Origin of the sequence: Ancylobacter gelatini, assembly GCF_022601675.1 — a bacterium.
GTDB classification, from domain to species: domain Bacteria; phylum Pseudomonadota; class Alphaproteobacteria; order Rhizobiales; family Xanthobacteraceae; genus Ancylobacter; species Ancylobacter gelatini.
Genome location: NZ_JAKVIL010000005.1, coordinates 160,732 through 187,152, shown reverse-complemented (window position 1 = coordinate 187,152; position 26,421 = coordinate 160,732). Strand labels below are relative to the sequence as shown.

The following is a 26,421-nucleotide window of genomic DNA, read 5'->3' as shown; positions in this document are numbered from 1 at the left end:
GGAACCTATGCCGCCGGGCCAAGCACCTGGCGCACCAGATTGACCCAGTAGCTGGCGCCGACCGGGATCAGCGCGTCGTTGAAGTCGTACTGCGCGTTGTGGAGATTGGGCCCGGGTCCGCTGGCAAGGCAGAGATAGGAGCCCGGCACGCGTTCCAGCATATAGGCGAAATCCTCCGCCGCCATGAACGGGGCGGCGTCTCGGATCAGGTGCTCGCCGCCGACGGTGGCGCCCGCCGCGGCGAAGGCCTGTTCCAGCTCGACGGGCGCGTTGACCAGGGCGGGATAGCGCCGCTCGTAGCGGATGCGCGCCCCTGCGCCATGGGCCGCGCACACCCCCCCAACGATGTCGCGGAAGCGGGCCTCGATCAGGTCGCGGACCTGCGGGTCGAAGCCACGCGCGGTGCCGCGCAGCACCACCTCGTCGGGAATAACGTTCCAGGTCTCGCCGCCGTGAATCTGGGTGACCGTGAGCACCGCCGGCTCGTGCGGAGGCACGCTGCGCGAAACCACCGACTGCAGCGCCCCGACCAGTTCGGCCGCCGTCACCACCGGGTCGATGGCCTTGTGCGGCATGGCGGCGTGCGCGCCGCGCCCGGTGATCGTCACCTCGAAAATGTCGAACCACGCGAACATCGCGCCGGAGCGACCGAGGAAGCTGCCGAACGGCGCGTTCGGCCAGTTGTGAAGCCCATAGGCCGCGATGACCGGGAAGGTCTCGAACAGGCCCTGGTCGACCATCACCTTGCCGCCGCCCTCATTCTCCTCGGCCGGCTGGAACACGAAATGCACCGTGCCGGCGAAATCGGGGTGGGCGGCCAGATATTCGGCGGCGGCGAGCAGCATGGTCATGTGCCCGTCATGGCCGCAGGCGTGCATCTTCCCCGCCGTGGTCGAGCGCCAGGGGAGGTTGGTCTCTTCATGGATATCGAGCGCGTCCATGTCCGCGCGCAGCGCGATGGCGGGACCCTCGCCGAGCCTGCCCTTCAGCGTTGACACCAGCCCGGTGCCGGCAAGGCCGCGATGTACCGGCAGGCCGAAGCTCTCCAGCTTTTCCGCGACGAAGGCGCTGGTGCGCACCTCCTCGAAGGCGGTCTCCGGCAGGGTGTGAAGGTGGCGGCGCCAGGCGGTGTGCTCGTCCGCGCGAGCCTCGATCTGGGGAAGTATGCCGTGCTGCACGGGAGGGCTCCTCGGTAGAGAGGCGAGAGCGCTATATCGACCGGAGCCGGCGAGCGTGCAAGCGCCAAGCATGCATGGCCGCTGCGCGCGGGATCGCGCACCCCTGATGCGAAGATGCCGGTACGCCATGCGAAATCTGGCGCGCTCCGTCAGCAAAATAGCGGGGAACGTTCACCGACGGCAGGCGTTTGTCTGCGGGTGTGTCGCGAGACGGCAGTTGTTCCAGAACGGAATACCCCGTCCGCACACCAATACCACAGAGATGGAGGCTAATCCCATGGGCTTGTTCTCAAAGGATATTAAGACGATGGACGATCTGTTCGTTCATACGCTTCAGGATATCTATTATGCTGAAGGCCGGATTCTCAAGGCGCTTCCGAAGATGATCGACAAGGCGTCGAGCGCCCAGCTCAAGGCGGATTTCGACAAGCACCTCACCGAGACCGAGGAGCATGTCCGCCGGCTGGAGGAAGTGTTCAAGATGCACGGCGTCAAGCCGAAGGCGGTCACCTGCCCGGCGATCGACGGCATTCTGGAGGAAGCCGACGAGATCGCCGGCGACGTGGCCGACGATCAGGTGCTGGATGCCGCGCTGATCGCCGCCGCGCAGGCGGTGGAGCATTACGAGATGACGCGCTACGGCACGCTGGTGTCCTGGGCACAGACCCTTGGCCGCCCGGACTGCGCCAAGGTGCTGGAAAAGACCCTCGCGGAGGAGAAGAACGCGGATGCCAAGCTGACGAAGCTGGCTGAATCGCGCGTCAACCTGCGCGCCGCCGAGTAGTGGTGCGCGAGGCCGCCCCGCTTCACGGCGGGGCGCCTTCCCCCGAATCCGACAGGAGGCCGCCATGCCTGCCCATTCCAAGGCCCAGCAGAAAGCCGCCGGCGCCGCGCTCGCCGCCAAGCGCGGGGACATTCCCAAGCGCGATCTGGTCAGCGCCTCGAAAGACATGGAGAAATCCATGACCGAGAAGGAATTGCACGAGCTTGCCGCCACCAGGCGCAAGGGCAAGCCCGACCATGTTTCGCGCGACTAGCGCGGCGTAACGCGGTGCGCACGGAGGCGGACGACGCACCGTAGCGCTGTCCGCCGCTGGAACGGGACGTCACGAAGTGGGTTAGCTCCCCGCCGACTTTCCGGTCAAAAGAGGTGTCCGCCATGCCGGTCCGCGATACGCGTCAGAGTCACGCCCACGGGCGACCGACGCGCTCTCTCTTCACGCGCTTTTCCCAGGCCGTCGCCCGCTATGCCGGCAAGCCGGCGACCTTTGTCGCGGCGGCGTTGGTGATCGTGGTCTGGGGCGCCACCGGGCCGGTGGTCGGCTTCAACGACACCTGGCAGCTGATCATCAACACCTCGACCACCATCATCACCTTTCTGATGGTGTTCATCATCCAGAATAGTCAGAACCGCGATACCGCCGCGCTGCAGATCAAGCTGGACGAACTGATCTCCAAGCTTGATGGCCCGCGCGAAATCCTGCTCGATCTCGAAGAGCTGGATGAGGGCGAGCTTGAAAAGCTCAGGCGCGACTTCGAGGACATGGCCCGCAAGGCGCGCGTCGCCGGCGAACGGGCGGGCGCGGACCCCACGGGCGGGGGCACCAAGTCACCGCGCACGAAAACCAAAGCCTAGCCGGGCGAACCCCGGCTCTGCCCGGGTATGCGCCCGTGCGCCGGGGCTTATTTCCCGCTCTTGTCCTTGCTGCTGTCTTTGTCCTTGCCGCTGTCCTTGTCCTTGCGGCTGTCCTTGGGCGGGGTGCGGTTGGTGAAGCGGGCATTGCCGAGCCCGGTGCCGATGGTCAGCACGCCCCAGTGCTCGACATCCTGCATGAACGGCGCCTCGCTCAGACCCTGCACCACGGCGTCATTGTGCAGGATCACCACGGTCTCGCGCCCGCCGATCTCGGGGATGGCCTCCCACAGCGCATGGGGCAGGTTGAAGCGCGAGCTTTCCCAGTTGCCCGGCAGGTTCTGTGCCCCGGTCTCGATGCCGCCATCGGCGAGGATCTTGCCGGGGCAGCCGACGCCGATGAAGGGCGCAAGGCTGATGTTCTCTTCCTCGGCGTGCTTGATCAGCCCCTTCAACATGGCGATGAGGCCGCCGATCGCCTCGTCACGCTTCATCTCCTCGTCGGCGTGGCGCCACAGCTCCATTTCCTTGACGCGGGCGCGGGAGAGGTCCGGCGCCTTCTCCAGATTGAGCTTCACGATGCCCGCGCGCATGTTGGTGCCGCCGATATCGACCGCCAGAATGTTGTCGAAGCTCGCGAACATCCAGCTCGGGGCGAGATGGGCGGCGCCGATGAGCCCGGCCTCGTCGGGGTGATTGCGGATCGGGGTCAGTTCAATGTCGGCATCGGCGGCACGGGCGATCATCTGCGCACGGGCCACCGCGATCTGGGCGAAACGCCCCTCCCTCAGCCCGCCGCCAATGGCGATGCGCTGCGTGTCGCGCCAGTCCTTGGTGCGCAGCAGCCGCCGGATCACGGTCGCCAGCTCGCCAGCATATTCCTCGATCGCCGCCACGACCAGAGCCTGCTCGGCGGGCGAGCCGTCCTGCAGCATTTCGTCGACCTGCTTCTTGGAGATCGCCTCCAGCGTGGTGTCGCCGAGCATGGGGAGCGCGCCGCCGGGCCATAATCCGCGCCCACGTTCCAGCGCCTCGAAAAAGGCGGCGCGCCGGGCGCGGTCGCCGATGAAGCCGTCTTCATCGCGGAGCTGGCTGTTGCAGGCATCCACCGTGACGGCGGTGAGCCGCTCGGCTCCGTGCACCGCGACCGTGGCGGGGGCAGTCGCGTCGTCGCGACGGGTATCGGCGGGGCGCGTCTTCTCGGCTGTGCTCATATCGGGCGTTCTCGCTGACGGCTCGGTGGGTTCGGGAGAGAACGAACCAGCCCGCCGGGCGTTCCCTCGGCGCGCCGCGCGCAATATTTGTCAGGATGCCGGGAATAGGATCGCCGGGGGCTCCGTATACAGGTCATGACACGCGAGACGACCAGCTTCGATGTCCCCGCCCAGCTTCCGGCGCTGCGCCGCTATGCGCGCGTGCTGACGCGCAGCGAGGCCGACGCCGAGGACCTGGTGCAGGACGCGCTGGTGCGGGCCTATGAACGGCGCGGCAGCTTTTCGCCCGAACGCGCCGCCGGAAGCGGCGCCGAGCCCGGCAAGGGTCTGCGGGTCTGGCTGCTCTCCGTGCTGCACAACGCCTTCATCGATCGCCGCCGCGCCGTCGGGGCGGAACAGCGTCGCACCGCCGAGGCGGTGGACCTTGCCGAGGCCAGCGCGGCCCCGGCACAGGAGCATCATGTCCGCCTCGCCCAGGTGCGCGAGGCGTTTCTGGCCCTGCCGGAAGAACAGCGCGCGGCGCTGCATCTCGTGGCGATCGAGGGGCTCGGCTATGCCGCCGCGGCCGCCGCGCTCGGCATTCCGCAGGGTACGCTCATGTCGCGCCTGTCGCGGGCCCGTGCCGCGCTGCGCGCCATGGAGGACGGCGCCGCGGCGACCGCCACGCCGCCGGGCCGCGCGGGGCATTTGAGAGTGGTTGGAGGTTCCGATGATCCCGCACGCTGATCCGGTCTCGGACGACGACCTGCAGGCCTATATCGACGACGAGCTGTCGGCGGCGCGGCGCATCGATGTCGAAGCCTATCTGAGCACGCGGCCGGCCGAGGCTTCGCGGGTGATGGCGGATCTGCGCATCCGCGACGAGATGCGCCTCGCCCTCGCCGAGGCGCCGCGCAGCGCCAGCGCCGCCGCCATGCGGGTCTCGACCGTCGAGTCGGCGCGGCGCCTGTCGCGGGCGCTCAGCCAGGACAGGCTGCTGCGCCGCCTGCGCCTCGTCGCGTCGGTCGCGCTTCTCGTCGGCGCCGGCTGGCTGGCCCATGCCCAGTTCGGCCCGCTCGGCGTCGGCAAGGTCGTCGCGTCCGATCTGGCGCCGGCCTATGTCAACGATGCCGTCATGGCCCACCGCACCAGTCAGGTGCGCGCGACCATGCCGTCCCAGCCGGGGGCGAAGGATTATGACCCGGCCGACATCCGCGCCGCCACCGCGATCGAGATGCCGGCCCTGCCGCGCGACTGGAGCGTGGCGGATGTGCAGGTGTTCCCCTCGGCCTTCGGCCCCAGCATCGAGCTGTCGGTCCGCACCGAAGATTTCGGAACGGTCTCGCTGTTCGCGGTGCGGCCGGGAACCTTCGACGTCGTGCCGGCCACCATGGCCTATCGCGACGAACTGAGTGCGGCCTACTGGCAGGTCGGTGAGGTCGCCTATGCGCTGGTCGCAGGGGCAAACTCGCCCGAGCTCGACCGGGCGGCGTCCAGGCTCGCCCGCTCGCTTTACTGATCAACCTCTTGTCTCTTCAGGGAGAATGACATGAACCCGCCGAATACCGGCTTCCAGTGGCAAACCGGCGCCCGCAGCGTCGACCAGGCCGTCTTCGACGAGGGCCTGCGCCGGCACATGCTGCGCGTCTACAACTACATGGCGCTCGGCCTCGTGCTGACCGGCGCTGTGGCCTTCATCGTCGGCACCACGCCGGCGCTCTATGTGCCGATCTTCTCCACCCCGCTGAAGTGGGTGGCGATGCTGGCCCCGCTGGCCTTCGTGCTGTTCTTCTCCTTCCGCATGCAGACCATGTCGGGCAGCGCCGCGCAGACCATGTTCTGGGCGTTCTGCGCGGTGATGGGCGTCTCGATGGCGTCGATCTTCCTGGTGTTCACCGGGACCTCGATCGCGCGCACCTTCTTCATCGCCGCCACCATGTTCGGCGCGACCAGCCTCTACGGCTACACCACCAAGCGCGACCTCTCGCAGTTCGGCTCGTTCCTGATCATGGGCCTGATCGGCGTGGTGATCGCGAGCCTCGTGAACATCTTCCTCGGCTCGTCGCTGCTGCAGTTCGTGGTGTCGGTGGTCGGCATCCTGGTGTTCGTCGGGCTGACCGCCTGGGATACCCAGAACATCAAGGAGCAGTATGCCGACAGTTTCGACGCGGAATCCCAGCAGAAGCTGGCCGTGTTCGGCGCGTTCTCGCTCTATCTGAATTTCGTCAACATCTTCCAGCTCCTGCTGAACTTCACCGGCGAGCGTGAGTGATCCGGCCGGACACAGGGAGACGGATACGATGAACGACAATGATCGCCAGGCCATTGCCGGCCTGTTCGACAAGCTGGCCCAGGTGGAGCGCCAGTCGCCCCCGCGCGATGCCGGGGCCGAGGCCTTCATCGGCCAGCAGATCGGCCAGCAGCCCGGCGCGCCGTACTACATGGCGCAGACCATCGTGATGCAGGACTACGCGCTGCAGCAGGCGCAGTCCCGCATCCAGGAACTGGAGGCGCAGGCCGCCTCCGCTCAGGCGGCTCCCGCGCCCGCGTCAGGTGGCGGGCTGTTCGGCAGCCTGTTCGGTTCCAGCCAGCCCGCGCCGCGCCGCGGCTCCGTGCCTTCCATGCCGCGTGCCGGCATGGCAGCGCCGGGGATGGCAGCGCCGGGGATGGACGCGCCGATGGGTGAGGGCGGCTCGCCCGGCCCGGGCGCGCCGTCCGGCGCGGTCTGGGGTCCCAACGCGCAGGCGTCGGGCGCTCCCGGCGCCGCTGCGGGCCGGCCCGGCTTCGGCGGTGGCGGCTTCCTTGCCGGTGCCGCGCAGACCGCCATGGGCGTTGCGGGCGGCGTGCTGCTTGGCAATGCGATCGCCGGCATGTTCTCCGGCGGGGGTGAGGCGCAGGCCGCCACCCCGGCTGATGCCGCGGCGACTGAGACCGCTCCCGCTGACGAGCCTGCCGCTGACGAGCCGGCGGCTTCGGATGAGGGCGGCTGGTTCGATGGCGGCGGCGACTGGTTCGGGGGCGGTGAAGAGTTCTGACGCGCCGCAGCGGCTCTCCGGTCCTTGGTGTCCGGGGTAGCCGGGAGGTGCGTCGGTCTCAAGACTCCCGCCACGAGGCCGCGATCGGCTTTCCCCTCGCCCTGTCGGTGCGTGGTCGGGTGTTTCTTCGATCCCCAAACTGGGGCCGGTCCGTGCCGGCCCCTCTTTTTCTTTCAGCAACAAGGACTTATGCGATCAGACGTAAGGGAAATCCCGGAAGGCGACCGGGCGGGAGAGCCCTAGATTGGTGGCGTCGCCCTTTCCAGAGATGAGCGCCCGCCCCGCCCATGACCGATGCCGCGCGCACGCCGCCCTTCCGCCTCGATCTCGACTGGCACGCCCTGCACGCCGACGACGTGGCGAGCCATTTCGCCGTCTCGCGCGAGGGGCTGTCGCCCGCGGAGGCGCAGGCCCGGCTGGCCGCTCATGGTCCGAACCGGCTGCCGGAGGCGCCGCGCCGCCACCCGCTGCTGCGCTTCCTGGCGCAATTCAACAGCGCGCTGATCTATTTCCTGCTCGCCGGCGCCGTGGCCGCGCTCGCGCTGGGACATTTTGTCGATGCCGGCGTGATCTTCGCGGTGGTGCTGGTCAACGCCATCGTCGGATTCCTGCAGGAGGGCAAGGCGGAGGAGGCGCTGGCCGCGATCCGCAACATGATCACTCCGCGCGCCACTCTCATTCGCGGCGCCACCCGCATCAGCGTCGACGCCCACGAACTGGTGCCGGGCGACTTCGTGCTGCTGGAGGCGGGCGACAAGGTGCCGGCCGATACCCGTCTGGTGCGGGCGCGCGGCATGTTGATCGACGAATCCATCCTCACTGGTGAATCGCTGGCCGCTTCCAAGCACGAGGGGCCCGCGCACAAAGACGCGCCGCTGGGCGATCGCCATTCCATGGCCTATTCCGGCACCACGGTTGCGGCCGGTCAGGGCGCCGGCATCGTGGTCTCGACCGGCCTGCACACCGAGATCGGGCGCATCGGGCGGCTGCTGGCCGGGGTCGAGCCGCTGGCGACGCCGCTGCTGCGCCAGATCGACGCCTTCGCGCGCCGCTTCACCTGGGTGGCCATCAGCAGCGCGGCGGCGCTCTTTGCCTTCGCCGTGCTGGTGCGCGGCTATGGGTGGGCCGATGCGCTGATCGCGGTGGTGGCGCTGGCGGTGGGCGCGGTGCCGGAGGGTCTGCCGGCGGTGATCACCATCACGCTCGCCATCGGCGTGCGGCGCATGGCGCTGCGGAACGCCGTCATCCGCCGCCTGCCGGCGGTGGAGACGCTGGGCGCGACCTCGGTGATCTGCTCCGACAAGACCGGCACGCTGACCCGCAACGAGATGACGGTGCGCCGGCTGTTCGTCGCCAGCGGCGAGGTCGAGGCGGCCGGCGCGGGCTATGAGCCCGAGGGCGCCCTTACCGCGGGCGATGTCGCCCCGGCCGGCGCGCTGGCGGACGAGGTGACGGCGCTCGCCCGCGCGGGCGTGTTGTGCAACGACGCCCATCTGGTCCGTCACGACGGGCACTGGCGCGTCGAGGGCGATCCGATGGAGGGCGCGCTGGTGGCACTCGCTCGCAAGGCCGGGCTGGATGAGGCCGAGGAGCGCGCCGCCTTCGCCCGGCTCGACGAGATTCCGTTCGATGCCAGCTATCGCTTCATGGCGAGCCTCAACCGCGACCCCGAAGGTGGCGCGGTTGTGCTGGTGAAGGGCGCCCCGGAGCGTGTCATCGAGATGTGCGGCGCTGGAGACGGTCCGTGGGCCGGCTATATCGGACAGGCGGCGGCGCGGGGCGAGCGCGTGCTCGGCTTCGCGCGCAAGCATCTGGACGTCGCGCCGGAGCGCCTCACCTTCGCCGACCTGGACGACGGGCTGGAACTGATGGGCCTCGCCGGCTTCATCGATCCGCCGCGCGCCGAGGCGGTGGCGGCGATCGCGGAATGCCGCACGGCCGGCATCGGCGTGAAGATGATCACCGGCGACCACGGCGCCACGGCGCAGGCCATCGCCCGCCAGCTCGGCATCGATGAGGACCCGGTGGCGGTGACGGGGGCGGAAATCGACGCGCTGGATGACGACGCGCTGGTCGGGCTCGCGCAGCGGACGGCCGTGTTCGCGCGCACCAGCCCGGAGCACAAGCTGCGCATCGTGCGCGCGCTGCAGTCCACCGGCGCGGTGGTGGCGATGACCGGGGACGGGGTGAATGACGCGCCCTCGCTGCGCCAGGCCGATGTCGGCATCGCCATGGGTCGCAAGGGCACGGAGGCGGCGAAGGAGGCCGCCGAGGTGGTGCTGCTCGACGACAATTTCGCCGCCATCGTCGCGGCCGTGAAGGAGGGGCGCACCGTCTACGATAATATCCGCAAGATGATCGCCTGGACGCTGCCGACCAATGGCGGTGAGGTGATGGCGGTGATTGTGGCCATCATCGCCGGGTCGACCATGCCGATGTCGCCGGCGCAGATCCTCTGGATCAACCTCATCCTCTCGATCACGCTCGGCCTCGCGCTCGCCTTCGAGCCGACGGAGCCGGGGGTGATGACGCGCGCGCCACGCGCGGCGCAGGCCGGGCTGCTGTCGCGCTTCATGCTGTGGCGGATCGTGCTGGTCTCGCTGCTGTTCCTGGCGGCCTCGCTGGCCATGTTCGAGTTCGCGCTGGCGCGCGGCCATTCGGTGGAGCTGGCCCGCACCATCGTGGTGAACACGCTGGTGGTGATGGAAATCTTCTACCTGTTCAACGTCCGCTTCCTGCACATGGCCTCGATCACCTGGCGCGGCGTGCTCGGCACCCGCGCGGTGATTGCCGCGCTGGTGACCGTGGTGGTGGCGCAACTCGCCTTCACCTATCTGCCGGCGATGCAGGAGATTTTCGACACGCGCCCGGTGCCGCTCGCCGACGGCGTGCTGATCGTCGCGGTCGGCGTGACGCTGATGGTGCTTCTGGAAGGAGAGAAGGTGATCCTTCGTCGGCTTAAGATCTTCGACGACAACGAGATATGAGCCGGTTTCAGCGGAGCGGGACCGCGCTGACCGAGACGTCGACGAACAGGTTCTCGAAGTCGTTCGCGTCGCCGAAATAGCCACCCGCGACCGGGATGGCCTGTTCGGCCGAGCGGGTGACGCCGACGCGGATCAGGTTGTTGCCGGCCATCAGCCCGTTGGTCGGGTCATATTCCACCCAGCCCGCGCCGGGCAGGTAGATCGAGCACCAGGCATGGGTGGCGCCGCCGCCCCGCGTGGTGCCGCTGGTGTCATCATACAGATAGCCGGTGACGAAGCGCGCGGCGAGGCCGAGGCTGCGCACCGCCTCCATCATCAGCACCGCGAAGTCACGGCAGGTGCCGGTTCCGAGCGCGAGCGTCTGCGCCGCGCTCTGCGTTCCCTCCTCGTAGCGGGCGCCATAGGCCAGCTCTGCCTTGATGGCGCGGCTCATGGCGTTGATGGCGTCCAGCGTGCGGACCGGACCCGGCCCCGCGATGAAGCGCCGCGCCCAGGTGTCCACCGTGCGTTCGGGGTCGGGAAGCTGGCGTTCGGCGAGGCGGGCGAGATCCGCGATTTCCTGCGCGGAATAGGAAAAGGGCAGGAATTCGGCCGCCGGGTCGAGGCTGTAGGCCGGCAGGCTCGGGCCTTCCGGGTGGTGAGTGAGGTCGAGCGTCGAGACGATGCGCAGCCGGTTGGTGCGCAGGGTCTGCGGCCATTCGGCGACGCAGATGGCGTTGTTGAAAACGTCATGGGTCCAGCGGATCGTGGAAGGTTCCGGGTCGATCTTCAGAACCGCGTGGTGCAGGCGCAGATCATGGCTGTCGTCGGGGCGCAGCATCATGGAATGACGCGTCAGGCCCACCGGGTTGCGGTAACGGTATTCCGTCGTGTGGGTGATGTTGATGCGCGCCATCTGGTCCTCGGGTGCCCGACAGGCCCGCCGCAGCCGGCCTCGTCCGGCACGCGGCGTAGCATGGGCGTCAAGCGGACGCCATGCGGCTGGTGCCGGGTGCCCCGATCCGTCGCTGCGGCGACATTGCAGCGGAACGCAAGTTCAGCGTGAAGAAGTTCGACTGGGCTTATGCCGCTGTTCCTGTCCATAACGTTAGGGAATTTTCGGTCCTCCCAAGATCCTGTCGCCTTGTTGCTGCGGATGAACTTCCGCGCCCGCCGGTTCCCGGCATATGGTGTGAGCGGATCGGCGACTGCCGATGGGGAGGGGCGGATGGACAAGGCGGATCGCGGGCACGCGAACGAGACGGTGGCGAGTGGGCAGCCGGTGGCGGGTGCGTCGCGTCGCGACATACTGATTGCGGGCCTTGCCGGCGTCGCGGTGCCGGGGCTGGCCGGGCTGGCGGTGCCTCTGGTCGCACCGCTCGCCTCACTCCCGGCCAAGGCGGCGCCGACAGTCCCGCCGGCCATGAACCATGCACCGGCCGGGGCGGGCGCGCCTCGCAGTGCCGGGCCGTCCTTCGAGGCTGATCTCGGGGCGGGATCGCCGCTGCGCATCCCGTTCACCCCGGGCGAGCGGTTGCGCGAGCCGGAGGTTCGGCGTTCCGTCGATGGCGTGCTCGCCACCACGCTGCGCGCGGCCTATGGCTATCGCGACATTGGCGGCTATCGGCTCTATCTGCGCGGCTATGAGGGCCAGATGCCGGGCCCGACATTACGTGTTCAGCCCGGCGACGTGCTGCGCCTTACCCTGATCAACGACCTGCCGCCGAATCGCGAGCAGATGCCGGCCTTCATGAACCAGCCGCATATGCTGAACCTGACCAATTTCCATTTCCACGGTGGCCACGTCAGCCCGGCGGGCGTGTCCGACAACGTGCTGCGCACCATGGTGCCGGGGTCGCGGTACGAGGTCGAGATCCGCATTCCGCAGGATCACCCGCGCGGCACCTACTGGTATCACCCCCATCATCACGGCTCGGCCGATGTGCAGCTGTCCAGCGGCATGGTCGGGGTGCTGATCATCGAGGATGGTCCCGAGCAGGTGCCGGAGGTGGTGGCCGCGAAGGACGTGACCATGGTGCTGGGCGAAGTGGTGTTCGACGGTTTCGGCATGGTCGAGGGCTTCGAAGCGCTGTTCTCCGAAACCTCAGTGCGCTTCCTGTCGCTCAATGGGCAGCGCGCGCCCACCATCACCATGCGCCCCGGCGAGGTGCAGCGCTGGCGCCTCGTCCATGCCGGCTATCAGGACGATCTGTTCCTCCACCTCGCCGGCCATCGTATGGAGGCCATCGCCCGTGACGGCATCGGGCTCGTGCTGATGGGCGAGGGACAGGTCTGCACCGACCAGCCCGAGCGCACCGACGCCGTGCTGATCGCGCCCGGTCAACGAATCGACGTGCTGGTAAAGGCCGGCGCGCCGGGAAGCTATGCGCTGCAGGCGCTGCCCTATAATCAGGGCTACCCCTCGCCCTTCGGCCCGATCGCCACGCTGATGGTGGAGGGTGAGCCGCTGGACATGGCGCTGCCCGGCCGGCTCGCCCCGCCGCCGCTGCCGACCATTCGCGATGAGGAGATCACCAACCGCCGCGAGCTGGTGTTCTCCGCGGTGGTGCCGGAGGCGGAAGCCGCGGCGCACTGGCGCGAATTCACCTTCCTGATCGACGGCAAGGTGTTCGACATCAACCGCGTCGATCATGCCATCACGCTCGGCGCGGTGGAGGAATGGACGCTGGTCAACGCCCATTTCCACGACCACATCTTCCACATCCATGTGAACCCGTTCGAACTGATCAAGGTGAATGGCGATCCCATCCCCCCGGTCTGGCTCGACACGGTGGTGCTGCCGCGCAACGGCAGCCTGACATTCCGCTCGCGCTTCACCGATTTTCCCGGCCGCTACGTGCTCCACTGTCACATGATGAACCATGAGGAGATGGGCATGATGCAACTCATCGAGGTGTCATAGCGGCGCAGGCCGAAAGAGCGGCTTCCCGCATGAGGGCGATCAGGTTACTTGAACACCCCGGACCCCACCGTGCATGATGACGGCGAGCCGCTTGGGCTCGGAGCCTCACGGGCTCGATTTGTACGTTTCACGAACCGACGAATTCATAGCGCCCATTCATTTTCAGCATTCATCTTGCATAGCCAGTTCCAAGCGCCGTTTTGCCTCAGGGGTCCGTTTTGGCGAGTTCAGGTATGACATTCAGGGAATCCGCGCGCTCGCGGTGCTTTCTGTGGTCATTTTTCATGCCTTTCCCAGCCTGTTGACGGGCGGATTTGTCGGCGTCGACATCTTCTTCGTCATCTCCGGCTATCTCATCACCAATTCGATTACCAAGGATATCGAGCTCCAGCGGTTTTCCCTGAAGGAGTTCTACCGGCGGCGCATCCGGCGGCTGTTTCCCGCCATGGCGTTGGTCCTCGCGGCGTGCATCGTTGCCGGATACATCTTCTTCGACCCGCAGCAGCTTCGCGGCCTGAGCCAGTCGGTCGTGGCGACGATGCTTTTCGTCTCCAACGTCTATTTCATGAAGACGACGGGCTATTTCGACGGCGCCTCGGATGCCAAGCCCCTGCTCCACACCTGGTCGCTCTCGGTGGAGGAACAGTTCTACATCCTGTTCCCCATCTTCATGTTCTTCCTGTTCCGGTATTTCCGGCGCGGCGCGCTCGGGTCGATGGTTCTGCTGACCATCCTGTGCCTGATCCTGTCGGAGGCGATCGTGCGCCTGCGCCCGGAATGGGGCTATTTCTTCACGCCGGCGCGCGCCTTTGAACTGCTGATCGGCGCCACGGTGTCGCTGATGGTGCCGCGCTTCCGCCTCACGGCCTGGCCGAAGGCGATGGAGGCGCTCGCCGCTCTCGGGCTGGCGCTGATGATCGTGCCGATGGTGGTCTATTCGAACAAGACCGCCTTCCCCGGCATCGCCGCCGCCGTTCCTTGCCTGGGGACGGCACTGGTGCTGTTCGTCGGGGGCACCAGCACCAGTACGCTGGTCGGGCGCGTTCTGTCGACCGGGCCGTGCCAGTTCTTCGGCAACCTGTCCTATTCGCTCTATCTCTGGCACTGGCCGCTGCTCGCCTTTCCGCGCGCCGTGCTGGGGCTGGAGCTGGAGCCGTGGGTCGCGAGCCTCAGCGTGGTCGCGGCCATCCTCATCAGCGCGGCCAGCTATCGTTGGGTGGAGGTCCCGTTCATCCGCCCGGGCTATCCCCGGCTACCTTATCTCACGGTGGGAACCGGCATGATCGCGGCCTTCTGCGCCGTCGGTATCGCCGGCCATGCGCTGAACGGACTACCGATGCGCTTCTCGCCGGAGGCGCGCGCGCTGTTCGCGGCGACGGACGATGCCAATCCCAGGCGCGCCCAGTGTCACAACGGCACGGAAGCCAACATCCCTTATGACCGCAACTGCGTGTTCGGCGCCGAGGGCGTCGCCGCTGATGTCGTGGTGTGGGGCGACAGTCACGGCGCGGAACTCGCCTATGCGCTCGGCGAGATCGCACCTGCCGCCGGGCACAAGGTGATGCAGATCACCGCCTCGGCCTGTCCGCCGGCGCTCAACACCGCGCGTGCCGGGCGGCCGAGCTGCCAGGCTCACAATGCCCGGACATTGACCGCCCTCGTCGCCGACCGCAACGTCCGCACGGTGGTTCTGGTCGCCTATTATCAGGTGCTGCGCAAGGAAAAGGGCTTCGATACCGGCTTCGAGGACGTGGTGCGCGATCTGCGCAAGGCCGGCAAGAATGTCGTGATCGTCCTGCCCATTCCGGTCTACGACTTCGACGTGCCGAGTGTGCTCGGCAGCGTGCAGGAGCGCGGCGGCGATCCCTCGACAATCGGTGTCCGACAGGCCGAGTTCGACGCGTCGGTCGCCGACACCCGGACCTTCCTCACCGACCTCGCCGCGCGCTACGGCGCCAGGATCTTCGATCCCGCCGCGCTGTTCTGTGACGGCGCCTTGTGCCGGGTCTACAGGCCTGCGGTGGGCGTGCTCTACTTTAACGAGAACCACATCAGCCTGACCGCGGCGCGCCACCTGTCGGCTCCGCTGCTGCAAACGCTCTCCGGCACGGTCTCGGCGGCGGCCGGGTCGCCACCGCCGCAATGATCGTCGCCCGTTCCCGCTCCCTCCGGATCGGGAACGGGGCGGGGCGATCAGGCGTTCACAGCCACAGGAACAGCGCGATCATCGCCCCATAGAGCGCGACCACCAGCGCGGCGCCGGCGGGGTGGACCCAGGCGCGCGTCTCGCCCGGGCGCAGCCACCAGGAAAAGCGCCGGCTGACCCAGGGCACGAGCTTCGACAGGATCAGCACGCTCGCGACATTGCCGATGAAGAGTGCCGCGGCGAAGGGCATCTGAGCCCAGTCTGAGAGCACCGGCCCGCCAATGGCGAGGCCGAACAGGAACACCACCGGATAGAGCATCAGCACCACCAGCATGTTCTGCTTCCACGCGGGAGGCGAGGTGCAGGGACTGCCGATCGGCGAGGGGAACCATTGCTCGAAGCCGGTGCGCACCACGCGGGCGTGGAATTCCTCGGTGAAGGCGTCGGCCTCCTTCAGGAGGGCGAGCCGTTCCGGCGAGGCGAACCACCCCTGGAGGTGCTCCTCGGTGTCGAAGCGCAGGATCGACAGCCAATCCTCTTGCACGCCCGGGATCGGCGGCTCGAAGCGGTAGCCCTGAAAGCCCGGCGCCCGGCTCTGCGCTGCCGCGATACGCTGCTCCCAGGCGCGATAGGCCGCCTCCTGTCCCGGCTTGACCCGGGTGGAGATCACCGCCGAGACCGGGGAGGGCAGCACGCCCGCCGCGCCGTCGCGCACCAGATGCACGTCGTCGCTGCCCGAGAGCGCGGGCTGGATGCCGGCGACGCGGGCGAGCCGCTCCCGCGAGTTCAGCCAGGCCGTCGCCGCCTGCGTGGTGGTGAAGCGCTGCAGGATCACCCAGTCGACCTGCGCCGGCGGGGCGGGCGGGTTTACCGACTGTTCGATGAAGCCGGGAAAGCCGGCCACGACGGCGCCGGTCTCCTTCTGCCAGAGCGAAAACTCCGCCTCGCGACCCGGCAGCACGCGGGTCTGGGTGACGATGGTGACGGCGCCGTCCCCCGCCGCACGGTCCCCGGGCTCCGTCACAATGCGGGTTCCGGCGCGGGAAACTTGTCGAACACCCGGTCCGGCGCGAAGGGCAGGCTGTCGAAGCGGATGCCGGTGGCATCGCGCAGCGCGTTCGACACGGCGGGCGCGACGCAGTTGATCGCGCATTCGCCCTGCGCCTTGGCGCCGAGCGGGCCGATCGTGTCGTAGGTGTCGGCGAACAGCAGCGTGGTGCGCGGAATGTCGGCGAAGGCGGGGATGTGGTAGTTGCGCAGCGCCGGGTTGAGCATCCGCCCGTTCGCGTCATGGACCATGTGCTCGGTCAGCGCCCAGCCCAGCCCCATCGCCACCGCGCCCTCGATCTGCCCACGGCATTGCAGCGGGTTGATCAGCCGGCCGATATCGGCCGCATGCACGCTGTGCAGGATACGGATCTCGCCGGTGATGCGATGTACCGCGAGGCGGATGCCCTGCACGTTGAAGGCGACGGTGCGCGGAGAAAGATAGGCCTTGCGCTTGGCTTCGAAGCGGTGGCCGGCCAACGTGCCGAGCCGGTAGAGCTCGGTCAGCTCGATCCGCGTATTGCCGCTCTCGACCGCGCCGTCGGTCAGCGTCCAGTCGTCCGGCGCGGTGTGGGTGCGCCGCGCGGCATAGGCGAGGATGCTCGCCCGCAGCGCCCGCGCGGTCAGCTCCACCGCCTGCCCGGCGACCACGGTGCCGGTGGAGGCGAAGGTGCCGGTGTCGTAGGGCGTGAGGTCGGTGTCGGCATTGATGATGGCGATTTTCGAAGCCCGCGTGCCGAGCAGCGCGGCGGCGATCTGGCGGTGTGACGTTACCGAGCCGTTGCCCATCTCGGTGGAGCCGATGGCCAGATGATAGGAGCCGTCCGGCCGCAGGCTCATCTGCCCGCCGGAGCGGTGCTCGGTGGGCGGGCCGGATTCCAGCATGGAGAAGGCGATGCCGGTGCCTTCCAGCCAGTCGTCGCCCGCGGGCTTCTCCAATCCCCCGTCGCCCGCCAGCTCGCGCTCCACCATGTCGAGGCACTGGTCGAGCCCATAGCTGCCGAACGCGACATCGGTCGGGTCGCTCCACACCGATTCGATCACGTCGTCAGGGCCGATCATGTTCCTGCGGCGCATGGTGAACGGGTCGATGCCGAGCTTGGCCGCGAGGTCGTCGATGGCGCATTCGATGGCGAAGCTGGTCTGCGAGGCGCCATAACCGCGAAAGCCGCCGCCGGGCACCATGTTGGTGTAGACCGCGTGGCCCACCGCCTTCTTGTTGCGGCAGCGATAGGCGGCGGGCGGCGAGCCGAGCGCGGCGCCCAGCGTCTCTCCGCCATGGCCGCCATAGGCGCCGGTGTTGGACACCACATGGATTTCCAGCGCGGTGAGCGTGCCGTCGGCCTTGGCGCCGAGCTTCACGCGGGTGGTCATCTGGTGGCGCGTCGTGGCGCCGATGAACTGCTCCTCGCGGGTGAATTCCCATTTCACCGGCCGGCCCAGCTTCATCGTGGCCAGCAGGCACAGATCCTCGGAGATCATCTCCTGCTTGCCGCCGAAGCCGCCGCCGACACGCTCGGTGAAGACATGGAGATCGTGGGGAAAGATGCCGAACAGGTAGCACAGCTTCTTGTGGGTGATGAACGGCGCCTGCGTCGAGGTGCGCACATGCAGCCGCCCGTCCTCGCCGCGCCAGGCGATGGAGCCGTGGGTCTCCAGATGCGCGTGCTGGACGCGCGAGGTGGCGTAGGTGTGCTCGTGCACCATGTCGGCCTGTTCGAAGCCGCGCTCGACCGAACCGACCTCGCCCTTGATGGTGACGTAGATGTTGCCCCTGGCCTCGGTGCCCTTGTCGTGAAGGATCGGCGCATCGTCGGCCATGGCCGCGACCGGATCGAACACGGCGGGCAATATCTCGTACTCGACCTCCAGCGCCAGGCAGCCGGCCTCGGCGGCGGCCTCACTCTCGGCGACCACGGCGGCGATGCGCTGGCCGACGAAGCGGGCCACATTGTCGAGGATGTAGGTGTCGTCCGGGTCGACCAGATGATCCTCATGGGTCGCGGTGCTGTACAGCTTGCGCGGAACGTCCTCGAAGGTGAACACCTCGACCACACCGGGAATCGCCAGCGCCTTGTCGCGGCGGATCGACAGGATGCGGGCATGGGCGTGGGGCGAGCGCAGCACTTTCAGGTGCAGCAGGTTCTCGACCGCGACATCCATCGTGTAATGCGCGTGGCCGGTGACGATGCCCATGCTGAACGGGTTGGCGAGGCTCGCCCCGCAGGCTTCCCCCGCCACGTCATCCTGCGTCGAGCGCCGGCCGTGCACCGCGTCCTCGATGGCGCGGTAGCCGGTGCAGCGGCACAGATTGCCCTTGAGGTAGCGCGGCAGGTCGGCGCGCTGTTCCTCGTCCAGCGCGGCGACGGTCATGATCATGCCGGCGGCGCAGAAGCCGCACTGAAACGCCTGCGCCTCGTGGAACGCCTGCTGCACCGGGTGCAGGCCGTCGCCATCGGAGAGGCCCTGGATGGTGGTGACCTCCCGGCCCTTGGCGCGGAAGGCGGGCATCAGGCAGGAATGGATCGGCTTGCCGTCGAGCCACACGGTGCAGGCGCCGCAATCGCCGGCGTCGCAGCCCTTCTTCACGCCGAACACCCCGGTCTCGCGCAGGAAGGTGCGCAGGCACTGGCCCGGCTTCGGCTCGGCGGTGACGACCCGCCCGTCAATGGTGAAGCTCATGACAGGCTCCCCGCCCCCGCGAGTTCCGCGCGGATCTCTTCCGCGAAATGAGTGGTGAGGTGCCGCTTATAGGCCGGCGTGCCGTTGACGTCGTCGAACCAGCCATCCTCCGGCACCGCCGCGGCGATGGCCTCGCGCAGCTCCCGTGCCGTGGGCGGAGCCGCGAAGGCGAGTTGCACCGGGCGCGGCGTGGCGGCGGTGATGGTCAGCAAGAGGTCGCCCGACGCGCCCGCGGTGCCGATGATCAGGGCCGCCGAGCGGCCGAGCTTGGTGAGCGAGGCCCGGCGCATCGCGGCGCGTCGCTCCAGCGCCGCGGCGGGGATATGGATCGCGCGCAGCAATTCGCCCGGCGCCAGCACGTTGGCATGGTTGCCGGTCACGAAATCCCGCGCGAGCACGGTGCGTGCCTCGCCGCCGCGCGGCCACAGCGTGTAGCGCGCCTCAAGCGCCACGGTCAGCGAGACCATCGCCCCGGCGGGTAGCGACATGCAGATATTGCCGCCGACAGTGGCGACATGGGCGACCTTGAACGACATCAGCAGCGCATGGACGCAGCCCCGCAGCAGCGGGGCGGCGGTCCAGCCGGGAGGGGCCTTGAAATCGCCGAGCACGCCGATCGGGCAGGTGGCCGCGATGTCGAGGCCGGCCTCGCTGGAGATCAGATCAGGCCACGCGAAGGCGTTGAGATCGACGAAGGTGTCGACGCCGATCTGCGGCTCCGACATCAGCCAGGTTCCCCCGGCGAGCCAGGCATGGCCGGGCGGCCAGCTGGAAATCTCCGCCGGCGCTGCCGGCGCGAGCACTGAACATACCGTATGCTGGTCCATGCCGCCCCCCTCGCGACCGGGCATGTCGGTCGCGGCGAGCGCGGCGGCGAGTGTCACGCGGGAGGCGCGATTCATCCAGCCTTGGCTCGCCGTCCCGTCTCCCTACGCCCTTAGTCGGGGAGATTAGGGCGGCTTGCCCCGTGTTGCCTAGATTGGAGCGTTAAAAATCTTCGCGCGTTCAGCGCCGTCGCGACAGCACGATGGCGATGCTCGCCAGCACGATGACCAGCCCGACCAGCGACAATGGCGCCGGCTCCTCGCCCAGGATCGCCCAACCCGCCAGCACGCCGACGATCGGGTTCACGTAGGCGAAGGTGGTGGCGATCACCGGGCTGAACACCCGCAGCACCCGCAGATAGGAGGTCAGCCCGATCACCGAGGCGAACACGATGAGGAAGCCGATGGCCAGCCATTGCCGCAGGCCCGGCATCTCCGGCAGCGGCGCGGCCTCGCCGGTGACCAGCACCGTGAGCGCCAGCGATGCGGCGAGCATCTGGAAGGTCGCGGCCCATTCGGATTTCATCCGCCCGGCCAGCGGGCGCTGCACGATGGTGCCGAGCGACCAGCTGGTGCCGGCGCCGATCAGCACCAGCACGGTGAATTCGGCAAAGCCCGGCTCGATGATCGCGGTGGCGCTGTTGAACAGGGCCGGCGCCACCACGAGGAACAGGCCGAACAGGCCCAGCACCAGCCCGAAGACCAGCCGCGGACCGGGGATCGCCCGTTCAATCAGCAGGTCGAGCACGCAGCTCCACAGCGGGATCGCGCCCATCGCCATGACGATGAAGCTGGAGGCGGCATGTCGCGAGGCAAGCGTCGCCAGCCCGTTGCCGGCGACCCACATCAGCAGCCCGCTCGCGGCGCACACCAGCAGATCGCGCGGCGCCGGCCGGCCCGGCCAGCCGTGGCGGAACGCGGCGAGGCCTGCGAGCAGCAGCGTCGCGCACCACATGCGTGCGCTCTGGAGCTGGAACACGGTAAGCGCGGCCGGCCCGGACAGCGCGACCTTCACCGCCAGATAGCCGCCGCCCCACACAAGATAGATGGTGAGCAGATGGCCATAGGCGGAAAGCGGGATGGGAGCGGGCGCTGCGTGCTCCGCCGTTTCGGTCGCCATGACGCGGGTCGTTCCTGTCGGCCGGCGGCGGGGGCGCGCCAGCGGAACCGGCTCCTAGCCTGCCGGAAGCGGATGGGCAATCCGTGCCTTCGGGGAAGGTGAAACGTTCCATGCGGGCCTGTGTCCGCGTGGCCGCACGGCGGTGTTCCGTCCGCTACCCTCCGTTACCAGCCCTGGTCCCATGCCGGTGCGCCGCGATAGCAGCTGGCGAGGAAATCGACCAGCACCCGCACTTTCAGCGCTAGATGCCGGCTCGGCGGATAGAGCGCGTAAAGCCCGTGCGGCGGCCCTTCCAGCTCGGGCAGCAATAGCCGCACCTTGCCCGCGCGCAGGCTCGGCCCGGCGATGAAGCTTGGCAGATAGGCGATCCCGAGCCCGACTTCCGCCGCCGCGAGGCATGCCTCGCCCGAGGAAAAGCGCAGCCGGCCCGACACCGCCACGGTCACCGGCGCCGCCTGTCCAGGCAAACGGAACGGCCAGTTCGGCAGGTCGCGCAGATTGGTGTCGAGGATGCAGTCATGATCGGCCAGTTCGTCCGGCCCTGCGGGAGTGCCGCGCCGCTCCAGATAGGTGTCGGCGGCGACCAGCACGAGGCGCATGTCGCAGAGCCGCCGCGCGATCAGGCTGCTATCGCCGGGGCTGCCAACCCGAATGGCGGCGTCGAACCCCTCGTCGACCAGATTGACCATGCGGTCGGAGAAGCTGACATCGAGCTGGATATCCGGGAAGGCGCGGGCGAAATCGAGCAAAGCCGGGGTGAGTTGGAGGGTCCCGAACGACATCGGCGCGGTCAGTCGCAGCCGGCCGGCGGGGGCGCCCGAGGCATTGCGCACCGAAGCGTCCAGCGCGTCGAACTCATCGAGCAGCGGTTTGATGCGCTCATAATAGGCGAGGCCGACCTCGGTCGGCGACAGGGCACGCGTGGTACGCTTGAGGAGCTGGACGCCCAGCTCGGCCTCCAGCCGCGACACCAGCTTGGAGGCTTGCCCGCTGCTGGTGCCGAGCCGCTGCGCGGCGCTGGCGAAGCTGCCGCCATCCAGCACCGCCACGAACATGCGATCGCAATCGAGGCGTTCCACGGATACCTTCCATCAGGGCGCCAATTTTGGAAAAAGGATCATATTCCCTGCCAATATGGAAGGGCCGCGCTCAGATGACCCCGTCGGCGCGGAGCCGGTTGCGCTCCGGTTCGCCCAGGCCGAGCAGCGCGCCCAGCACCTCGTCCGTATGCTGGCCGAGCAGGGGAGGCGCGTTCGCCTCGTCCATCGGGCTTTCGCTGAGCCGCAACGGGCTGCGCACGCCGAGGGCGAGGCCGCCGCTGGCGTGGGGCAGGGCGAGCGCGAGGCCGCGCGCCAGCGCCTGCGGCTCGGCAAAGGCCTGCGCGACATTGTTGATCGGCCCGGCCGGAATGCCGGCAGTATCCAGCATGGCGAGCCATTGCGCGGTGGTCTGCGTCCTCAAGGCGGCCGCCACGACCGGGATCAGCACCTCGCGATGGGCGACGCGGCCGGCATTGGTGGAAAAGCGCGGATCGGTGGCGGTCTCGGCCAGTTCCGCGAGGCGGCAGAACCGGGCGAACTGCGCATCATTGCCAACCGCGAGGATGAGATGGCCGTCGGCGGTCTCGAACGCTTGATAGGGCACGATGTTGGGATGGGCATTGCCGAGCCGGCGCGGCGCGGTGCCGCCGACCAGATAGTTCAGCGCCTGATTGGCGAGGCTGGCCATGGCGACGTCGTACAAAGCGAGATCGATATACTGCCCGCGCCCGCTGCGGTGGCGCGCCTCCAGCGCGGCGAGGATGGCGATGGTGGCGTGCAGCCCGGTGAGGACGTCGACCAGCGCGACGCCGATCTTCTGCGGCTCGGTGTCGGGATCGCCGGTGACCGACATCAGCCCGGCCATGCCCTGGATCATGAAATCATAGCCGGCGCGGGAGGCCTCCGGCCCGTCCTGCCCGAAGCCGGTGATCGAGCAATAGATGAGGCGCGGGTTGAGCGCGGCGAGGCTTTCATAATCGAGCCCGTAGCGCTTCAGCCCGCCGACCTTGAAATTCTCCACCACCACGTCGCTCGCCGACGCCAGCCGGCGGATCAACGCCTGCCCCTCCGGTCGCGCCATGTCGATGGTGACCGAGCGCTTGTTGCGGTTGGCGCAGAGGAAATAGGCACTCTCGCTTGTGTCGTGTCCCGCGCCGTCCTTGAGCCAGGGCGGCCCCCAGCCGCGGGTGTCGTCGCCAGCTCCGGGCTTCTCGACCTTGATGATGTCGGCGCCGAGATCGCCGAGCATCTGCGTGGCCCAGGGGCCGGCCAGCACGCGGGAGAGGTCGAGCACGCGCACGCCTTCCAGTGCCCGCGTCGCCAGTGCCCGCGTGGTCGCCGGGGGATTGTCCTGCTCGCTCATGTCCTGCCTGTCGCTTCGTCGCGGCGGGTGCAAGGCCCGCCGGCCGGCCCGCGCTATTCCGCCATGATCTGCGGCGTGCCGCAGTTCGGGGGCGCGCAGTCGGGCAGCTTGATTCTGGCCGCGGAGCCTTCCGGGGGCGGGCCGGGCGGGGGCACGGTCTCGCCGGTCATCGGGGCGGGCGGGATCGGATCGCCCTCGGGCGGCGGCAGGATATTCGGATCGGGAAGCGCGGGGCCAAGGCTGCCGCCATTGCCGCCGCCGGGCGGAAGGTCCTGCGCCAGTGCCGGCGCGCCGGCCGCCATCGCCAGCAGCAGGGCCATGGGAAGACTGAAACTCTGGAGCGCTTTCATCGGAACCTCCCATCGCGCCGCCGCCGTCCCGGCACCGGCCTGTTTCGGGCGATCCTAGCGTCCGGTCCGGGCCGGTTCCACGAAAAACCAGCCGATCCGTGCTCGTGCGGACCCGCGATGGAGAGAGACGCGCGTCAGCGCGCGCGCAGCCACATATAGGCGGTGAAAGCGGCGAGCAGCGCGGCGAGCAGCCCGGCCGAGATGTTGCGCAGGCGGCGCCAGTCCTTCTTGGTCATGGATGTCCTCGCGGGTCAGCGGCCGACGGCGGCGAGCTGCTGTTCCGGGTAGCGCGCACCGGCGATCGGGATCGTCGCCAGCGCCGCGTCGATGTCGGCGATTTCGGCGGCGGTCAGCGCGATCTCGGTGCTCGCGAGATTTTCCTCCAGCCGCGCCAGCTTGGTGGTGCCGGGGATCGGCACGATCCAGCTCCGGCGCGACAGCAGCCAAGCCAGCGCGATCTGTCCCGCGCTGGCCTCCTTGCCGGCCGCGATGCGCTTGAGCAGCTCGACCAGAGCGAGGTTGCTGGCGATGGCCTCGGGCGCGAAGCGCGGCAGGTTCCGGCGGGCATCTGTCTCGCCCAGCCGGGTATCGGTGTTGATCGCGCCAGTCAGGAAGCCCCGCCCGAGCGGGCTGAAGGCGACGAAGCCGATGCCCAGTTCCTCGCAGGCATCGAGAATGCCGTTGGTTTCGGGATCGCGGGTCCACAGCGAATATTCATTCTGCAGCGCGGTTACCGGCTGCACGGCATGGGCGCGGCGCACGGTCTGGACCCCGGGCTCCGACAGGCCGAAATGCCTCACCTTGCCTTCCGCGATCAGATCGCGGACCGTGCCCGCCACCTCCTCGATCGGCACCTGCGGATCGACGCGGTGCTGGTACAGGAGATCGATGGTCTCGATGCCGAGCCGCTTCAGCGAGCCTTCGACTGCCGCGCGGATATGCGCGGGCCGGCTGTCGAGCCCGGCCTGCTTGCCGTCCTCGAAACGGTAGCCGAACTTGGTGGCGATGATCACCCGGTCGCGGATCGGGCGCAGCGCCTCGCCGACAATCTCCTCATTGGTGAACGGGCCGTAGACCTCGGCCGTGTCGAACAGGGTAACGCCGCGCTCCACCGCCTGACGGACCAGCGCGACGCTTTCGGCGCGGGTCAGCGTGCTGGTATAATGGTGATTGAGCCCCATGCAGCCAAAGCCGAGCGCGGAAACCTCAAGGCCGCCTTTTCCAGCGCCGCACTGCCCGAGCGTGCGTGTCTTCATCGCGTGTTCTCCTGCCCGCCGAGATCGAGCGTCCTGCCGGCGGGACGATACACCGATCCGCGTCGACGGCGAGCCCGGTATCGATCACGCGTGAGACATCGTCGCAACACGCGGTCCGGGGCCCGACAAGAACGCCCCTCTTGCCGGCTGCTTCCATCCGCTACCCGATCGGTCGGCACTGTCGAGCGCGGTCCGGCCACATGGGCCGGCATCCATTGCCCCGATCGTTTCGTGCCGAAATCCCGCGCCGCCCTGCCGATATTCCGCCGGAAGGGCGTCGAGGCCCACTCCGTACCAGCGGGTGAGCATGACATACGTTAGTTCAGCGGGCCGAACTCAATGTAGAATGTGATTGCCAGCGGACCCGTGGAACTCTCCACCTCGACCGCGCCGGGAAGTGGCGTGGCGAAACGGGGAGAGGCGGGCATGCTTTCATACGGATATATCGCGCTCGGCGGCGCCATCGGCTCCGTGCTGCGCTTCGGGATAAACCGCTGGCTCACCCTGCTGCTGGGCGATTCACTCCCCTGGGGAACCATCCTCATCAATATCGGCGGATCGTTCGTCATCGGCCTGTTCGCGGCGCTGTTCGAGGGTGCCGCCGGAACCTCGACGCCGCTTGAAGTCCGCCAGTTCGTGCTGGTCGGCCTGTGCGGCGGCTTCACCACCTTCTCGTCCTTCAGCCTGCAGACCCTGACGCTGCTGAATGCGGGGGAGCCCGGCCGGGCGCTGATCAACATTGCGTTGTCGCTGGCGCTCTGCCTGACCGCCGTCGCTCTCGGCTATATGCTGCCCGGCACCGTCGCCACCTTGTCGAGGAGTGTGGGAGCATGAGGATACTGGCAGTCATGACGAGCGCGGCCAGCGTTCCCGCGGCGCTCGACGCCGCTGCGCTGGCAGCGTCCGCGTTGGCTGGCGCCTCGATCGAGGCGCTCGATGTCGTCGTCGATCCCGGGCATATGATGGCGTCCAGTGAGGAAGTCAGCATCCAGCAATTGCGGGCGTTGAGGGAGGGCTCGGCGCAGGAACGTGCCCAAGCGGTGCGCGCGGCGTTTGACGGCTGGATGGCCGGGCGCGATCCAGGGGCTGCCCCGGTCCTCTGGCGCTCCGTCACCGGCGCCGAAACCGACAGTGTGGTCGGGGAGGCCGCGCCGGACGTGGCCCTGATGGTGGTGCCGCACGATGCCAATATGGATGCATCGGACGCACTGCACGCCGCGATCTTCGCGACCGGAAAGCCGGTGATACTCGTGCCGCCAACCTGGCGCGCCAATGCGCGGACGCACTTCGCCCACATCGCCGTCGGGCTGATCGACGACGACACGATGCGCCGTGCCATCATAGCGGCGGAACCCTGGCTGCGCGGGGCGGGCCGCATATCGGCCATCAGTATCGAGGGCGGGAGCAATGTCACCGCCGATCCGGCCGCGATGTGGCCCCTTGCGACCATCGCGCCTGACTTTCTCAAGGTTCCGCCGACGGACGAGCCGACGGCGACCCGGCTTGTGCGCGAAGCGGACCAGCTCGATGCTGATCTTCTGGTCGCCGGCGCCTATGGGCACATGGAACTGATGGAATGGCTGTTTGGCGGCGTGACGCGGGAACTGCTGCAGGTCGCCGACCTGCCTCTCCTCCTCGCGCATTGAGACGCCGCGACCGGATTTC

23 protein-coding genes are annotated in these 26,421 nt (G+C 68.4%); 12 read left to right on the top strand and 11 right to left on the bottom strand.

The features are described 5' to 3' along the window. Nucleotides 1-5: 5 nt before the first annotated feature. Nucleotides 6-1,178: a M20 aminoacylase family protein gene (locus tag MKI84_RS11015; protein ID WP_241619488.1), complete on the bottom strand. Its 1,173-nt coding sequence runs from the start codon at nucleotides 1,176-1,178 to the stop codon at nucleotides 6-8. Between the two features lie 277 nt (nucleotides 1,179-1,455). On the opposite strand from MKI84_RS11015, the gene MKI84_RS11010 reads away from it, so the two are divergent. From MKI84_RS11010 to MKI84_RS11000, 3 genes are all read left to right on the top strand, one after another. Beyond that, entirely contained in the window at nucleotides 1,456-1,962 is a 507-nt protein-coding gene (locus MKI84_RS11010) for a YciE/YciF ferroxidase family protein (protein ID WP_241619487.1), read from the top strand. 64 nt (nucleotides 1,963-2,026) lie between these two features. Next, nucleotides 2,027-2,215, top strand: coding sequence for a DUF3008 family protein (locus tag MKI84_RS11005; protein WP_241619486.1), 189 nt, complete (start codon nucleotides 2,027-2,029; stop codon nucleotides 2,213-2,215). Between the two features lie 122 nt (nucleotides 2,216-2,337). Continuing rightward, nucleotides 2,338-2,814 (top strand): low affinity iron permease family protein, encoded by a 477-nt coding sequence (locus MKI84_RS11000; RefSeq protein WP_241619485.1) that lies wholly within the window; start codon nucleotides 2,338-2,340, stop codon nucleotides 2,812-2,814. A 47-nt stretch (nucleotides 2,815-2,861) separates the two neighbouring features. On the opposite strand, the gene MKI84_RS10995 is transcribed toward MKI84_RS11000, so the two are convergent. Then, on the bottom strand, nucleotides 2,862-4,025 hold the full coding sequence (locus MKI84_RS10995; RefSeq protein ID WP_241619484.1) for an ROK family protein: 1,164 nt from the start codon (nucleotides 4,023-4,025) through the stop codon (nucleotides 2,862-2,864). Nucleotides 4,026-4,160: 135 nt separating this feature from the next. Here MKI84_RS10995 and MKI84_RS10990 point away from each other — a divergent pair, with 135 nt between their 5' ends. The 5 genes from MKI84_RS10990 to MKI84_RS10970 all read left to right on the top strand — a co-directional run bounded on the left by MKI84_RS10990 (nucleotide 4,161) and on the right by MKI84_RS10970 (nucleotide 10,026). Further along, nucleotides 4,161-4,751 carry a sigma-70 family RNA polymerase sigma factor gene (locus MKI84_RS10990; RefSeq protein ID WP_241619483.1) on the top strand — a complete coding sequence of 197 codons (591 nt, stop codon included), beginning with the start codon at nucleotides 4,161-4,163 and terminating at the stop codon, nucleotides 4,749-4,751. Beyond that, entirely contained in the window at nucleotides 4,735-5,523 is a 789-nt protein-coding gene (locus MKI84_RS10985) for an anti-sigma factor family protein (protein WP_241619482.1), read from the top strand. Before MKI84_RS10990 ends, MKI84_RS10985 begins: the two co-directional genes overlap by 17 nt. A gap of 30 nt (nucleotides 5,524-5,553) precedes the next feature. Beyond that, nucleotides 5,554-6,276: a Bax inhibitor-1/YccA family protein gene (locus MKI84_RS10980; RefSeq protein WP_241619480.1), complete on the top strand. Its 723-nt coding sequence runs from the start codon at nucleotides 5,554-5,556 to the stop codon at nucleotides 6,274-6,276. Between the two features lie 28 nt (nucleotides 6,277-6,304). Then, a complete protein-coding gene (locus MKI84_RS10975; protein WP_241619479.1) occupies nucleotides 6,305-7,039 on the top strand; it encodes a DUF2076 domain-containing protein in 735 nt (244 codons plus the stop codon). A 287-nt stretch (nucleotides 7,040-7,326) separates the two neighbouring features. Continuing rightward, entirely contained in the window at nucleotides 7,327-10,026 is a 2,700-nt protein-coding gene (locus tag MKI84_RS10970; RefSeq protein ID WP_241619478.1) for an HAD-IC family P-type ATPase, read from the top strand. Between the two features lie 7 nt (nucleotides 10,027-10,033). Here MKI84_RS10970 and MKI84_RS10965 read toward each other — a convergent pair whose 3' ends face one another. Next, nucleotides 10,034-10,921, bottom strand: coding sequence for a transglutaminase family protein (locus MKI84_RS10965; protein WP_241619477.1), 888 nt, complete (start codon nucleotides 10,919-10,921; stop codon nucleotides 10,034-10,036). Nucleotides 10,922-11,233: 312 nt separating this feature from the next. Here MKI84_RS10965 and MKI84_RS10960 point away from each other — a divergent pair, with 312 nt between their 5' ends. Continuing rightward, complete coding sequence (locus tag MKI84_RS10960) at nucleotides 11,234-12,928, top strand: multicopper oxidase family protein (RefSeq protein ID WP_241619476.1); 1,695 nt, start codon at nucleotides 11,234-11,236, stop codon at nucleotides 12,926-12,928. 73 nt (nucleotides 12,929-13,001) lie between these two features. Next, a complete protein-coding gene (locus MKI84_RS10955; RefSeq protein WP_342593629.1) occupies nucleotides 13,002-15,074 on the top strand; it encodes an acyltransferase family protein in 2,073 nt (690 codons plus the stop codon). A 55-nt stretch (nucleotides 15,075-15,129) separates the two neighbouring features. Here MKI84_RS10955 and MKI84_RS10950 read toward each other — a convergent pair whose 3' ends face one another. The 8 genes from MKI84_RS10950 to MKI84_RS10915 all read right to left on the bottom strand — a co-directional run bounded on the left by MKI84_RS10950 (nucleotide 15,130) and on the right by MKI84_RS10915 (nucleotide 24,756). After that, complete coding sequence (locus MKI84_RS10950; protein WP_241619473.1) at nucleotides 15,130-16,098, bottom strand: antibiotic biosynthesis monooxygenase; 969 nt, start codon at nucleotides 16,096-16,098, stop codon at nucleotides 15,130-15,132. Beyond that, a complete protein-coding gene (locus MKI84_RS10945; RefSeq protein ID WP_241619472.1) occupies nucleotides 16,095-18,803 on the bottom strand; it encodes a molybdopterin-dependent oxidoreductase in 2,709 nt (902 codons plus the stop codon). Before MKI84_RS10945 ends, MKI84_RS10950 begins: the two co-directional genes overlap by 4 nt. Continuing rightward, nucleotides 18,800-19,705, bottom strand: coding sequence for an FAD binding domain-containing protein (locus MKI84_RS10940; protein WP_342593628.1), 906 nt, complete (start codon nucleotides 19,703-19,705; stop codon nucleotides 18,800-18,802). Before MKI84_RS10940 ends, MKI84_RS10945 begins: the two co-directional genes overlap by 4 nt. A gap of 103 nt (nucleotides 19,706-19,808) precedes the next feature. Beyond that, nucleotides 19,809-20,747: a DMT family transporter gene (locus tag MKI84_RS10935; protein ID WP_241619471.1), complete on the bottom strand. Its 939-nt coding sequence runs from the start codon at nucleotides 20,745-20,747 to the stop codon at nucleotides 19,809-19,811. A 164-nt stretch (nucleotides 20,748-20,911) separates the two neighbouring features. Then, on the bottom strand, nucleotides 20,912-21,826 hold the full coding sequence (locus MKI84_RS10930; RefSeq protein ID WP_241619470.1) for a LysR family transcriptional regulator: 915 nt from the start codon (nucleotides 21,824-21,826) through the stop codon (nucleotides 20,912-20,914). A 70-nt stretch (nucleotides 21,827-21,896) separates the two neighbouring features. Beyond that, nucleotides 21,897-23,150, bottom strand: a complete 1,254-nt coding sequence (locus MKI84_RS10925; RefSeq protein WP_241619469.1) for a CaiB/BaiF CoA transferase family protein — start codon at nucleotides 23,148-23,150, stop codon at nucleotides 21,897-21,899. 53 nt (nucleotides 23,151-23,203) lie between these two features. Continuing rightward, on the bottom strand, nucleotides 23,204-23,500 hold the full coding sequence (locus MKI84_RS10920; RefSeq protein ID WP_241619467.1) for a hypothetical protein: 297 nt from the start codon (nucleotides 23,498-23,500) through the stop codon (nucleotides 23,204-23,206). A 251-nt stretch (nucleotides 23,501-23,751) separates the two neighbouring features. After that, nucleotides 23,752-24,756 (bottom strand): aldo/keto reductase, encoded by a 1,005-nt coding sequence (locus tag MKI84_RS10915; protein ID WP_241619466.1) that lies wholly within the window; start codon nucleotides 24,754-24,756, stop codon nucleotides 23,752-23,754. Nucleotides 24,757-25,182: 426 nt separating this feature from the next. Here MKI84_RS10915 and crcB point away from each other — a divergent pair, with 426 nt between their 5' ends. After that, complete coding sequence (crcB, locus tag MKI84_RS10910; protein WP_241619465.1) at nucleotides 25,183-25,590, top strand: fluoride efflux transporter CrcB; 408 nt, start codon at nucleotides 25,183-25,185, stop codon at nucleotides 25,588-25,590. A gap of 14 nt (nucleotides 25,591-25,604) precedes the next feature. Further along, on the top strand, nucleotides 25,605-26,402 hold the full coding sequence (locus tag MKI84_RS10905; protein WP_241619464.1) for a universal stress protein: 798 nt from the start codon (nucleotides 25,605-25,607) through the stop codon (nucleotides 26,400-26,402). Nucleotides 26,403-26,421 lie beyond the last annotated feature (19 nt).